This window comes from Pontibacter toksunensis, from assembly GCF_042686245.1.
GTDB lineage: Bacteria > Bacteroidota > Bacteroidia > Cytophagales > Hymenobacteraceae > Pontibacter > Pontibacter toksunensis.
Genome location: NZ_JBHUOX010000028.1, coordinates 1 through 12,540 on the forward strand (window position 1 = coordinate 1; position 12,540 = coordinate 12,540).

The following is a 12,540-nucleotide window of genomic DNA, read 5'->3' on the forward strand; positions in this document are numbered from 1 at the left end:
GCGACGAACCAGCTTGCGGCTTGCTAACAGGCTTCACCAACTCGCCTGCAAGGGACTTTCACCCTCTGGAATAAATTGATACCTTTAGTATCAGGTGCCCATACTGGGCGCACACAAAACCTATAAGGTAGCTGCGCCACCTCATAGCATAATCCGTTGGGGGTAAGCGAAACTACAAATGACAAATCAGGAAATTATCGAAAGCACAGGAGCAAAAGCTTCCTTATCCTTGGGTTTACCTATAGGAATCACTGCCATGTTGCTTTTTGCAATGACATCTGTTACCATCACAGGAGAAAGCCTGTTTCTGTTTGGTTGGTTCGTTATAAATGGAATTTCAACTTTAGGGTTGTTGATTGCCTTTACCTTAACTACCTGGTTTGCAGGAAAGATATTAGCAAAAGATATTTATGCGAACAAGAGTAGGTTCTGGTCAATTATGAAATACTCTATACTTGTAAATCTTGTTATCTGGCCAGTGTTTCTATTGGTGCATGTAATTACGAATCAGGAACTCGATACTTACTTTGGACTTGAAGTTCCTTTGATATTAGCTGTGATTTCTGTCGTCTTTACACCTTTCACTGTCGGACTTTTAATTTATAATGCAGTAGCTAAAAAAATAAATGAATCCTTTGCCCAACAAGGTACTTGAGCAAAGCTTCAACTACGTTTCCATCACCTCATACATCAGCCAATTATAGCAGGTCAGAACAAAATGAACACCTATAAGTCATTTGAAACAGAAAGGCTGATTCTTAGACCAACCTCTGAAGAAGATGCTCCTTTTATGTTTGAGCTACTGAATACTCCAAAGTGGCTGAAGCATATAGGTGACAGAAATGTCAGGTCTGTTGAGGACGCGAAGGACTACATCAAAACAAGAATCCGCCCACAGTTAGAAAGGCTTGGGTTTTCCAACTATACCATCATCAGGAAATCAGATAATGTAAAACTGGGAGTTTGCGGCCTTTACGACAGGGAAGGATTAGAAGGAATAGACATTGGGTTTGCCCTTCTTCCGGAACATGAAAATAAGGGTTATGCGTTTGAGTCTGCTAACGAAGTCAAACGAGTCGGATTAGAAGAGTTCGGAATTGCCCGGATAGGTGCAATCACCACAAAGGACAATGTTGCCTCTCAAAAACTGTTAGAGAAACTGGGACTAAAATTTAGCAGAACAGTAAAGTTACCGGATGACGATGAAGAACTATTGTTGTATGAATTTCAGAAAGAGGCATTGTAATCCCGGCCACTAGACCAAGTTTTAAGTACCGCGCATTTTCCCTACGAACGATAGGATTTTACCAGCTTTGTTATAGTAGCAATTTACAAGACTGCAAAGTCTTGTGCTTTCCACCCACTATTGTTGTTTTATTTCCCAAACAACTCAAGCGCAGCAGCACTCATGGCCTTTACACCTGTTTTGATGGTTGGCTCGGGTAATGGCGCAAATAAAGGAGAGTGAAGCGATGGCAGTGCTTCTCCTTTTTGTTCGGCAGCCCGCACTTTGGCCGGGTCTACGGCACCAAGCCAGAACATACAGATGGGTACTTTCTTGTCTTGTCTGCCAAACCGGCTGAAATCCTCCCCAACCATATTAGGAGGCATCTCCACTAAGTTCTCTTCTCCGAAGCTTTTCTTTAGCACGCCCACGAGCCGCTTCGTCAGCGCAGGGTCATTGATGGTGGCCGGTGTCTGTGGATCACGAATGCTGATAACAGGCATCTTGTTTTCCGGCAAGCCTGCAGACTCAGCTAAGTTTTTACTGATCCGGCGGATGCTGGCGATGATTTGCTCGCGCACCTCGTCTGAGTAAGAGCGTAGGGTAAGCTGCAGTTTTACCTCGTCCGGAATAATGTTGTGTACGGTACCGCCATGTATGGAGCCCACCGTCACCACAGCCGGGTCAATGGGATTTAGTGTGCGGCTGACAACGGTCTGGAAAGCCAGCACCATCTGGGAACTCAGCACCACCGGGTCGATGGTGGTATGCGGTGCAGCACCATGGCCGCCCTGCCCAAACACAGTGATATCCATCATATCCACGCTGGCCATAAAAGGACCTTCGCGGTAACCGATTTTGCCGGCAGGCAACGACGCATTGTCATGCATGGCAATGGCATAGTCAGGTGTCGGAATTTTTTCATACAGCCCGGCCTTAAACATCAGGTCTGCCCCAAACCCATTCTCCTCTGCCGACTGCGCCACCATAACCAACGTCCCTTTCCATTTGTCCCTGGTATGCACCAGTGCCCGTGCCGTTCCGGTAAAAACCGTCATGTGGATATCGTGTCCGCAGGCATGCATCACATTTACCTCGTTACCAGCTGCGTTTATTCCTTTGGCTGTGCTGGCATACGGGAGGCCGGTTTTCTCCTCCAGCGGCAGGGCATCCATGTCCGTACGGATGAGGACAGTAGGTCCTTTGCCGTTTTTCAGCACTCCCACTACCCCATGCGCTCCCATCTTCTCCATCACCTCAAAGCCAAGGCTTTTTAGCTCGTTTGCCATAACCTTGGCTGTCTTCTCCTCATGCAGGGAAAGCTCAGGGTTCTGGTGGAGTTGCTTGTACAGTTTATCCAAAGACGCATAGTTCTTGTCGGTATAAGAAGTAACTTCTTTCAGTGCGGGTGACTGTGCATAAGTAATGGCGGCGGAAAGCGCCAAGCTAAGGAGTAAGGAGAATCTTTTCACAGGTTAAAGTATAATATGGCGCAATTTACAGCTTTAGGCTGAGATTAACCACCTCACTATAAAGGGGCAAAAGCAAAAGGGACAGAATGACTGGCTAAGCAGTCTGTAGCGGTGACAGAATTAAGGAAAGGAACAAGAGTATAAAGCCATCTCTTAACACCTACACCCTCGGTTTAAGGAGAAGCATGTACTACTGTACATCTCTTAGCTGACTTGCTGTGACCTTATGTTAACCATGCTGCGCCCAGGGTTTTGATTGGATAGGAAGTTGCCTGAATAGCTTTTCACTATTATTCACTGCTTTTCTTGCCAAATTTGCAAGTGCTGTTCTCCTGTTCGTCTATTTTTTCAAGAGAATGGCCCATGAAAGGGGCCGCTTCGTCTAAATTAACATTCACAGTAATTTTAAATTATTACATTTGTTAAGCTTAATAGCAACGGTGTACTTGTTTAAGGTGAGATGTAAGTAAGTTTCCTACCGTTTATTTCGGAAGCCGCGCTCTTTTGGGTGCGGCTTCTGTCTTTTCATACCTTTTTTGTTGCTCCAGCGTTATACTCCGGAAAACAGCACCTAAATAAAACGTTGGAAGAATGAAGAGACTGATAATAATGATGGCTTTGCTGGCTACCAGTGTGGCAGCAAAGGCGCAGTTGCAGGCAGGTGTGAAAGCAGGACTAAGCACCGCAAATGTAGAAATACAGCAGCTCCGCAATGACCCGTGGCAGTACACAAAGGCAGAAAATGTAACCGGTTACCATGCCGGTGCCTTTGCCCGCCTCCAGGTAGCTGGTTTGTTCGTGCAGCCGGAGGCCATTTTAACCTCCACCGGTGGTAAGATAGAAGTATCGGGCACAGACAACATCGGCGTACGGGTAGAGAACTTTAAGTTTAACCGGCTCGATGTACCCATTATGATAGGCTACAACTTCCTGAATGTAGTGCGTGTACAGGCAGGGCCTGTTTCCTCCACCCTGCTCAGCGCCAGGCAAGAGGGGCAGGATATCAAACAGTACATGGAGAACGCAGACTGGGGCTTTCAAGCAGGTGTGGGGCTCGACATCGGGAGCATTACGGCCGATGTACGTTACGAACGCATCAACCGCCAACTTACCAATACCGCTCAACAAACGGGTATGCAGGTAAACAACCAGCAGTTCATCTTTAGCCTGGGCTATAAATTAATCAGGTAAAGGGAAAAATCTTTATAAGCAAAAGCCGCAGGTACAGTGCCTGCGGCTTTTGCTTTTAGGAGTAGTTGAACAACAACAAAGTCTTATATCCTAACTAGCCTTTCTTGCTATCAAGGCATGTACATTTCTGCCCCCGGACCAATCGGAAGCCCCGCCAGAATCCAGATGATGAGCAGCAGAACCCAGCCGATAAAGAACACTACCGAGTATGGCAGCATGGTAGAAATAACAGTACCGATACCCGCATTCTTATCATAGCGCTGTATAAAGGCAACGATGAGCGCGAAATACGACATCATAGGTGAGATGATATTGGTCACGCTGTCGCCGATGCGGTAGGCCACCTGCGTGAACTCCGGGGTGTAGCCCAGCAGCATGAACATCGGGATAAAGACTGGCGCCATGATAGCCCATTTGGCGGAGGCAGAGCCCATTATCAGGTTAATGAGAGCTGCTACAATGATGAAGGTGATCATGAGCGGGATATCACTCAATCCAAGCGTCTTTAGTACATCGGCCCCGTTGATAGCCAAGATCAGCCCCAGGTTTGTCCAATTAAAGTAGGCTACGAACTGCGCCGCGAAGAACACCAGCACAATATATGAGCCCAATGTTTCCATCGATTTGGCCATGCCCCGCATGACATCGCTGTCGTTTTTGATGGTTTTTGCGCCCACGCCATAAGCAATGCCCGCTATACCTGCCAGCAGGAAGATAAAGGCCACAATACCGGACATAAACGGCGAGTGCAGGATCTCGTTTGTCTCAGGGTCGCGCAGGTAACTGTTCTCCGGGATCAGGCCTCCCAGAATAAACGCTGTCATCAACAGTATGGCAATGGAAGCGTATAACAGGCCGCGCTTTTCCAAGGCATTCAGCCTGTCTATGCTTTGCGGCTTTTCTTCTCCCTCATACTCCCCCAGCCGTGGAATCACAATTTTTTCCGTTACCCATGTTCCAAGTCCGGCAATAATGAAAGTAGACATAAACATGAAATAGTAGTTTGCAGCAGGGTTCACGATGTAATCCGGGTCAATGATCCTGGCTGCCTCTGTAGACAAGCCGGCTAACAGCGGATCAACAGTACCCAGCAGGAGGTTGGCGCTATACCCACCCGACACACCGGCAAACGCAGCTGCCAGGCCGGCCAGCGGATGGCGGCCTGCCGCCAGGAAAATAACGGCGGCCAAGGGTACCAGCAGCACATAACCTACTTCCGACGCCGTGTTGGAGATAACGCCTGAGAATACGATGACGAACGTAAGCAGGCGCTTCGGCGACGACAGCACCACCAGGCGCAGCACTGCCCCAATCAGGCCTGTACCCTCTGCTATGCCTATACCCAGTAAAGAAACCAGCACCGTACCAAGCGGTGCAAACCCGGTGAAGTTGGTGACCATGCGCGTCAGGATCAGGTGCAGGCCTTCTGTGGAGAGGAGGTTGACTGGTGTCACGGTTTCTCCGGTACCCGGGTGCACCACGGCCAGGTCGAACTGGCTTGCCACCCACGACAGGATAACCACCAGCAGCGCAAAACCGGCAAAAAGTGTGGCCGGGTGTGGCAGGGCATTGCCAATGCGTTCCACCACCGAGAGGAATCTGTCTACCCCTGATTTCTTCTTTTGTACGTCAGCCATAAATGCTTTTTTAGCTTTTATATAAGCGTTGCAGCCTTCTCAGCTGCACGCCCACATCAAGAGGTTTCGAATTTGGCTAAAAAAAGGCACCCCCACAAATTTTATCTAAAAAGCCCTATATTAGCCATCAGCCATCACACGCTTCTTTATGATTCCTGCTTTACAACCCGGTGACACCATCGCTATTCTTGCCACTGCCCGCAAAATTTCCTATCCTGAAATAGAAGTCGCCATACATACTTTCGAGAGTTGGGGGCTGAAGGTGGTGCTGGGGCAAACGATAGGCGCCAGTTACAACTACTTTGCCGGCGACGATGCGCTGCGCCTGCAGGACCTGCAGCAGATGTTGGACGATGAAAACATCAGAGCGATTATCTGCGGACGCGGCGGCTACGGCACCACCCGCATCATCGACCAAGTGGATTTCGCTAAGTTTCAGCAGCACCCGAAGTGGCTGGTGGGGTTTAGTGATGTCACTGCGCTGCACAGCCACATCCATAATTTCGGTATCCAAAGTGTGCACGCTATTATGCCCCTGCTTTTTCCTAAAGATGGCACCGCTGCCTCTATTGAGACGCTACGGAAGGTTTTATTTGGGGAGGAACTGACCTATACCGTTGCACCGCATGAACTCAACCGTACTGGTTTGGGCCAGGGGCAACTCATCGGAGGAAACCTCTCTATGCTGGGCACGCTCACCGGCACCCGCTCTGATTGCAGCACCGCAGGGAAAATCCTGTTCCTAGAAGACCTGGATGAGTACCTCTACCACATCGACCGCATAATGGTGCACCTCGACCGCAGCGGCAAACTCGAGCATCTCTCCGGCCTCATCATCGGCGACATGAGCGACATGAAAGACACTATCCTACCCTTTGGCAAAACCGCACACGAAATCATTCTGGAGCACACAGGCAAGTATAACTATCCAGTATGCTATGGCTTTCCGGTAGGGCACGAGCCGTTGAACCTGGCACTGGTGTGCGGCCGTGAGGCAAAGCTGGAAGTAAGTGAGCAGGGGGCTGTGCTAAGGTATACATGAGGTGTGTCTCCAGTTCGGGTTTACTTCAGAAGCAAAATGGGTCCTGCTCCTGGTCACCTCCTGCCTGAAGAGTATTTACTTATTACTATTAATTTATATACAGCGTTTTACATTTAAAACTATACGGTTAGACTCTGCCTGTTTCTTTTGCCATACGTAAATATTTATTAGAGCATCCATCATAAAATTGCTCTCCTGAAGCATGAGTCCGCGATACCTCTCTGACAAAATTGAACTTGAACACGCACTTCCACCTGGAGACGAAGAGCGCTTCAACGGCTTTGGCATCATGGGGCTTCCATTTTCTTCCGGCCATATACTGGCGCTCCGCCGATTTGTGGCTTCCTCTGTTGGAAGCGGTTATACTTCTGTCTGGCACCGTAATCCTGATTCAGAATGGGCATTCTACGCAAACGAAGCTCCCTGGCACTCCTGCACCAGGTACTTCGGCAAACAGGCTGCACAGGCTATTGTCACCCCTATCGCTATTAAATGGCTGGATGATTTAAGTTTCGGGGTATCCATAGAAGGCGCAGACCTTTATTGGTCTGTAACAGTGGAGGCAACACCCGCAACGAGAGTTATGAACATGATTGGGAATATGTTACCAGACAGCGCCTGGAAAAACGAAACTATCCTGAACATGATGAGCAAGGTGGCAGGAGTTGCCCTCGGCGTTCAGAAGGTGGGGTTGTCAGGCTTTGTACCTAACGGGCAGCATTTTATTGCAAATCTCAAAACGATTTGGGCTGTAAAGGAAAGCCGCGCAAGTATAGCAGGGGTTGATTTCGGGGAACCGGCTCCGTTAAAAGAACAGGCGAACCTCGCTGACTTTTGGATATCACAGAAAGGTATACTTGCTTTTGGCCAGGCCTACTTTGAATTATTTAACCCTGGTAAGCACCCAGCTGCCACCACAAGAGCTGCACAAGGTAGCGCAGCCTGAAAGCCTGTCTCCGGGCAATCAGGACAACAACTTTCACGAATATACTTTACGCCGCCAGGTCTATTCCTTTTTCCCGCACATCCTGGTAATAGTTGCAGATGCTGTTGAGCACGCACTCTCCACACTTTGGGCTGAAGAAGGTGCAGATGCGCTGCCCATGCCAGAACAGGTGCTTATGGAAATTAAAAAGCTCTACAGCGTCTGGAGGCAGCATCCGGAGGAGCAGGTCGTGTGCTTTGTTGGCGGTTACCTTTGCCCCAATCAGCCCTACGCGCTGACTTACCCGGAACACGTGTGTATCAACGGGTAGCACAGGCTTCTTGAAGTTGAAAAGTAGCAGCAAGGTAGCCGTCTTCAAACCAACGCCGGGTAGCTTTGTCAGCCAGTCCATGGCTTCCTCCACAGGCATGTCCTTCAAAAAGTTAATATTTATTTCGCCCCGCTCCTCTTTTATGATGCGGAGCGTCTGCTGTATCTGGGGAGCCTTCTGCAAAGGATAGCGGGTGGTTTGCACTGCATCTGCCAATTCGTCTACATCTGCGTTCATCACACCTTCCCAGTCGCCGAAGCGCTCCAGCATAGTATAATATGCCTTCTCTTCATCGGCATGGTTCGTACGGTGCGAGAGCATGGTGGAGATCAGCTCGTGCATGGGGTCGCGGCGGCTGTCGAGCGTTAAGCGTTTGTAGGCTTCGTTCAGCAACTCGTGCGTCATCAGCGTCTTGTCTTCCTTTGGCAGTTTATGAGCATCCATAGGCAAATCTTTCTCTGATTCCTATCTACGGCTGTGCCTATATCTCCGTTGATTTTAGTATTTAGCAAAGAACATCAGCTTGTAATTCAATTTTGCTGCCTGCTTTCACCCTTTAATAAAAAGTCTGTAATGGCTACATAAAAAATATAACTATGTACACAACTATTTTCACCCTTTCTCGCTATATGTCTTAATCTGCTCGATGCAGCCTATGTTGTCACGTTAAAATACTTGTATGCGAATTAAATTTTTAGGGACTGGCGGAGCATTTGATACCGACTACCGTAATTCAGCCGCAGTGCTCGAATTCAGAGGTATCAACCTGCTGATAGATTGTGGCTTTACCGTGTTCCCGACGTTGGTGGAGAAGAACCTGACACAGAAGATAGACCATATCATACTGACACATTTACACAACGACCATTGCGGAAGCCTTGCAAATTTGCTCCTCTACAAAAGCATTGTGGAGAAGAGCAAGCGCCCGGTTATACTTTACCCTTCAGAGCAGTTTAAGCAGCAGCTTTACCAGTTTCTGCAGATACAGGTGAAAGACCCCGATAAGTATACTGAGTTTGTTCCACTCGACCAGGTGGAGGGTATTATACCGATTGATACCTATGGCCAGCACTCAGAAGGCATGCAGACCTACGCTTATATTTTTGACAACGACAGCCGCATCGTATACTCCGGAGATCTGAGCAAGCCTGAAGTTCTTTTTGAAAGGCTGGAGCGGCTGCCAGGCAAGAAAACATGTGTCTTCCACGACATCACCTTCAACTCAGATAACACGGGCCACACCTACTATAAAAAGCTGCTGCCATACATCAATGGCATTGATATGTACGGCTACCACTGCGACCCTACCCAAAATCCCCAGGATAACCCCATCAGGCTGGTTTACTTTGAAAAAGCCCTCATGGCATAACGGGTAAGCACATACTCCCCCGAAAAACTTTCAGCAGGGGCATCCCTTCTATTGCCTCCTGAACAAAAAGCTGCTGCTGCAGTTGTACCTGAGAGTTTTCCCAAGTTATATTCCTGTTCCACCGGTTCTTTGCTTTAGAAGTGTCTAACAGCAGGCTCCATACTGCTGCCGGAGAAAAGCAGCAGAACAAAAAGCTACTGCCTGAAGTACCAAGTAACCATGACCGCGATTCCAGATGCCAAAAGGCCATTCCTGAGCCAGCCCCTGCACATAGCTTATAGCCTGCTGTTTGCCGTGTTCTGGATTTACACTGGGCTCACCACCCCTGACCTGGTAAACTGGCTGATGGAGAATACGCTTACGCTGTCTATGATAATATTTCTGGTGGCGTTTTATAACATCTTCCGCTTTACAGACACCAGCTACACCCTTATATTCCTGTTCCTGTTGCTGCATGTATATGGCAGCCAGTACCAGTATGCTGACAACCCATTCGGGGAGTGGCTCAGAGAACAGTTCGGTTTTCAGCGGAACCACTACGACAGGCTGGTGCACCTTGGCTTCGGCCTGTTACTGGCTTATCCCATGCATGATGTGCTGGCCAACGGCTTCAGGATAAAACCTTACTGGCTGACTTTCCTTTTGCCGGTTGAGTTCGTCTTATCCCTCAGCGCCGTATATGAAGTGGTAGAATGGTTTGTGGCCGATGTGGCGTATAGTGGTACTGAGCAGGGAATGGACTTTCTGGGAATGCAGGGGGATATATGGGACGCGCAAAAGGACATAGCCTTAGCGTTTGCGGGTAGTATTGCAGCAATGGGAATTGCCTTCGCCATGAGGCGGCGACAATAGCTGAAAGGAATGCTTAGGATGGCGGAAAAGCAAAGCTGACGTTCTGCTGCAACTGCCTAAAGAAACCGCTCAGGCAGTTGACGAAAACAGACCACTGCATCAAACAAGCTCATTCAGGTCTTTCCCGCCCAGCCCTTACTTGTTGAGTTAACCCCACTCAGGCAGAAGCTACTTAGTCTCTGCGGCTACACCTTTTCCTGTGATGGTGGTGACAGAGGTATTGCCTACCAGGCGCTCACAGGCAGTAAAAAAGGCAGTGATAAACAGGCTCAGGAGAGCCATGTACAAGAATTTCTTAATCATACTAACTTTAAGGGATATTTTCTGAACCGAACATTCAAGCACAGGCAGCTACTACTGCAACGCGGCTGTGATTACGTTCCGGGGAGCAGCATGTGTTTATTAAGGCCACAAATATAAATTGGTTGAACCTAACCCCCATTTTTTGCCGCCAGAAAAATATACCGTTCAGCAAACGGATTCGCAGGCATGGTGTTCCGGTAAGGGTATAGGTTGTAGTCAGTTGAGTTAAAAAAGCCAGCCGCACTAATAGCGCGGCTGGCTTTAAATCGAAACGTAAGTTCTTCTTACAAGTCGCCTCTCTCAGCGGCTTTCTTCATTTTCTCATTCGCAAAAATGGCAATCTCTACCCGGCGGTTCTCACGGCGTCCTGCCTCAGTTGAGTTATCAGCAACCGGCTGGTCAAAGGCATATCCCTGCGTCGTCATACGGCTACGATCTACACCTAAAGAAGCGGCATAGTCAGCTACTGCACGGGCACGGCGCTCAGATAACGGCTGGTTGATCTCGCGTGAACCAGTGTTATCAGTATGTCCTTCAATCACAATGTTTGTGTCAGGATACTTTTTCAGCGTCTCAGCCAGTTGGGTGATTTCAGTTTTAGCTGCAGGCTGCAGTTCCGCAGAGTTTACCGGGAACAGGATACCTGCGTCGAAAGTAACTTTGATACCTTCTCCAACACGCTCTACATTGGCGTTCTCCAGGTCACGGCGTAATTCCTCGGCCTGCTTGTCCATTCGGCGGCCGATCACAGCACCGGTAGCACCACCCACAGCAGCACCTATAATGGCACCTGCAGCTGTGTTGCCAGCCACTCTACCTACTACACCACCAACAACGGCACCAGAACCGGCACCAATAATACCACCTTTTGTAGTTTTGCTCATTCCGCGGTCTTCACCGGTAGAAGCAGTACCAGATTGCTGCGCCGTATTACACGAAGTGGTTAAGAAGCCAAGTATGGCGAATATGGAAAGATAAATTCTCAGATTTTTCATGGTTTTAATTTTAAATAAGTTTCCTGAACGGTCAAGTTCAGTGGTAAATACTCTTAATGTTCTAAAATGTTCTGTTTTTACGTGCCCCTCTCCTCATCAATCAGCACTTAAACGGCTGTGTTCTTGAAAGGTTAGCCCTATACAAAATTTGAATATTTTATTCTTTAACGTCCCGGACATTTTCAGGTTGAGGGTTCAGAGTACTTCGTTCGTTGCCAACTACCTTATAGTATGCAGAGGCGGCTGAGTAAAGCAGCGCCCGCTAACTTACGCTAACGGACGCTACCCAAACTAAAAACAGGAAGTAATAAGGTTTATTTCAGCGCACCGCTCTCGGCAGCTTGCTTCAGTTCTTCATTGGCTACAATGATAATCTCTACACGGCGGTTCTGCTGACGGCCTTCTACAGTGGTGTTATCCGCAATAGGCTGGTCGTAGCTGTAGCCTTTTGCCTGCAAGCGTTCGTTTTCCACACCTAAGCTGCGGGCATAAGAAGCTACTGCCTCTGCACGGCGCTCCGACAGTTTCTGGTTAAGTTCATAAGAACCGCTGTTGTCTGTGTGTCCTTCTACTATTACGTTCGTGCCCGGATACTCTTTCAGCGTTTTGGCCAGCTTTGCAATATCCTGCTTGGCAGTGGTGCTCAGTTCTGCAGAGTTCACCGGGAACAGGATACCGGAGTCAAAATTAACCCGGATAGCTTCGCCAACACGCTCTACCTTGGCACCATCCATTGTCTTCTCCAGTTCTTCCGCCTGCTTGTCCATACGGCGGCCGATCACGGCTCCTGTGGCACCACCTACGGCCGCGCCTACAATGGCACCGGCGGCAGTGTTGCCCAGTCTGTTACCGATAATACCACCAATTACAGCACCGCCACCGGCTCCAATCAAACCACCCTTTGTGGTCTTCTTCATGCCAGGCTTGTCAGCTTGCTGCTCAGGTTCGGCTGTTTTAGCTTGTGTAGTTGTTTCGTAATCGCCGGAGCCTGCTACTGGTGCCGTGGACTGGCAAGAGGAAAACAGCATAGATGCGGCTAAAAATGAGTTAAGTGATATGTTTAGTAGTTTCATGGTCTTGAGTGTAAATTTCTGGCTGATATAGTTAATGGTTTTAATGTTTCTGGTTGATTGAAGCATGCTTGTACACCAATTGCAACTCTCATGCCAAAACGAAAAGAACACTCCCATTAATATCT

The 12,540-nt window shown here is 48.6% G+C and carries 13 protein-coding genes; 7 read left to right on the forward strand and 6 right to left on the reverse strand.

Annotated features, from left to right (window positions below):
- Positions 1 to 178: 178 nt before the first annotated feature.
- Positions 179 to 655 (forward strand): hypothetical protein, encoded by a 477-nt coding sequence (locus ACFS7Z_RS23580; RefSeq protein ID WP_377490557.1) that lies wholly within the window; start codon positions 179 to 181, stop codon positions 653 to 655.
- 63 nt (positions 656 to 718) lie between these two features.
- The gene (locus tag ACFS7Z_RS23585) at positions 719 to 1,246 is read left to right on the forward strand and encodes a GNAT family N-acetyltransferase (protein ID WP_377490561.1); all 528 of its coding nucleotides are present in this window, start codon (positions 719 to 721) and stop codon (positions 1,244 to 1,246) included.
- A 128-nt stretch (positions 1,247 to 1,374) separates the two neighbouring features.
- Here ACFS7Z_RS23585 and ACFS7Z_RS23590 read toward each other — a convergent pair whose 3' ends face one another.
- Positions 1,375 to 2,697, reverse strand: coding sequence for an amidohydrolase (locus tag ACFS7Z_RS23590; RefSeq protein ID WP_377490564.1), 1,323 nt, complete (start codon positions 2,695 to 2,697; stop codon positions 1,375 to 1,377).
- A 591-nt stretch (positions 2,698 to 3,288) separates the two neighbouring features.
- On the opposite strand from ACFS7Z_RS23590, the gene ACFS7Z_RS23595 reads away from it, so the two are divergent.
- Positions 3,289 to 3,888, forward strand: coding sequence for a porin family protein (locus ACFS7Z_RS23595; protein ID WP_377490567.1), 600 nt, complete (start codon positions 3,289 to 3,291; stop codon positions 3,886 to 3,888).
- Positions 3,889 to 3,998: 110 nt separating this feature from the next.
- On the opposite strand, the gene ACFS7Z_RS23600 is transcribed toward ACFS7Z_RS23595, so the two are convergent.
- Positions 3,999 to 5,525 carry an AbgT family transporter gene (locus ACFS7Z_RS23600; RefSeq protein ID WP_377490570.1) on the reverse strand — a complete coding sequence of 509 codons (1,527 nt, stop codon included), beginning with the start codon at positions 5,523 to 5,525 and terminating at the stop codon, positions 3,999 to 4,001.
- A gap of 148 nt (positions 5,526 to 5,673) precedes the next feature.
- On the opposite strand from ACFS7Z_RS23600, the gene ACFS7Z_RS23605 reads away from it, so the two are divergent.
- Together ACFS7Z_RS23605 and ACFS7Z_RS23610 are read left to right on the forward strand one after the other, a co-directional pair.
- Positions 5,674 to 6,567: a S66 peptidase family protein gene (locus ACFS7Z_RS23605; protein WP_377490572.1), complete on the forward strand. Its 894-nt coding sequence runs from the start codon at positions 5,674 to 5,676 to the stop codon at positions 6,565 to 6,567.
- Between the two features lie 202 nt (positions 6,568 to 6,769).
- Complete coding sequence (locus tag ACFS7Z_RS23610; RefSeq protein WP_377490574.1) at positions 6,770 to 7,513, forward strand: hypothetical protein; 744 nt, start codon at positions 6,770 to 6,772, stop codon at positions 7,511 to 7,513.
- A gap of 46 nt (positions 7,514 to 7,559) precedes the next feature.
- On the opposite strand, the gene ACFS7Z_RS23615 is transcribed toward ACFS7Z_RS23610, so the two are convergent.
- On the reverse strand, positions 7,560 to 8,267 hold the full coding sequence (locus tag ACFS7Z_RS23615; RefSeq protein WP_377490576.1) for an endonuclease III domain-containing protein: 708 nt from the start codon (positions 8,265 to 8,267) through the stop codon (positions 7,560 to 7,562).
- Positions 8,268 to 8,502: 235 nt separating this feature from the next.
- Between ACFS7Z_RS23615 and ACFS7Z_RS23620 the strand changes: the two genes are divergently transcribed.
- Positions 8,503 to 9,192 (forward strand): MBL fold metallo-hydrolase, encoded by a 690-nt coding sequence (locus ACFS7Z_RS23620; RefSeq protein ID WP_377490579.1) that lies wholly within the window; start codon positions 8,503 to 8,505, stop codon positions 9,190 to 9,192.
- 219 nt (positions 9,193 to 9,411) lie between these two features.
- On the forward strand, positions 9,412 to 10,044 hold the full coding sequence (locus ACFS7Z_RS23625; protein ID WP_377490582.1) for a DUF2238 domain-containing protein: 633 nt from the start codon (positions 9,412 to 9,414) through the stop codon (positions 10,042 to 10,044).
- A gap of 168 nt (positions 10,045 to 10,212) precedes the next feature.
- On the opposite strand, the gene ACFS7Z_RS23630 is transcribed toward ACFS7Z_RS23625, so the two are convergent.
- From ACFS7Z_RS23630 to ACFS7Z_RS23640, 3 genes are all read right to left on the reverse strand, one after another.
- Positions 10,213 to 10,347 carry a hypothetical protein gene (locus ACFS7Z_RS23630; protein ID WP_377490585.1) on the reverse strand — a complete coding sequence of 45 codons (135 nt, stop codon included), beginning with the start codon at positions 10,345 to 10,347 and terminating at the stop codon, positions 10,213 to 10,215.
- A gap of 284 nt (positions 10,348 to 10,631) precedes the next feature.
- A complete protein-coding gene (locus ACFS7Z_RS23635) occupies positions 10,632 to 11,342 on the reverse strand; it encodes an OmpA family protein (protein WP_377490588.1) in 711 nt (236 codons plus the stop codon).
- A 314-nt stretch (positions 11,343 to 11,656) separates the two neighbouring features.
- Positions 11,657 to 12,415 (reverse strand): OmpA family protein, encoded by a 759-nt coding sequence (locus ACFS7Z_RS23640; protein WP_377490591.1) that lies wholly within the window; start codon positions 12,413 to 12,415, stop codon positions 11,657 to 11,659.
- Positions 12,416 to 12,540: the final 125 nt, after the last annotated feature.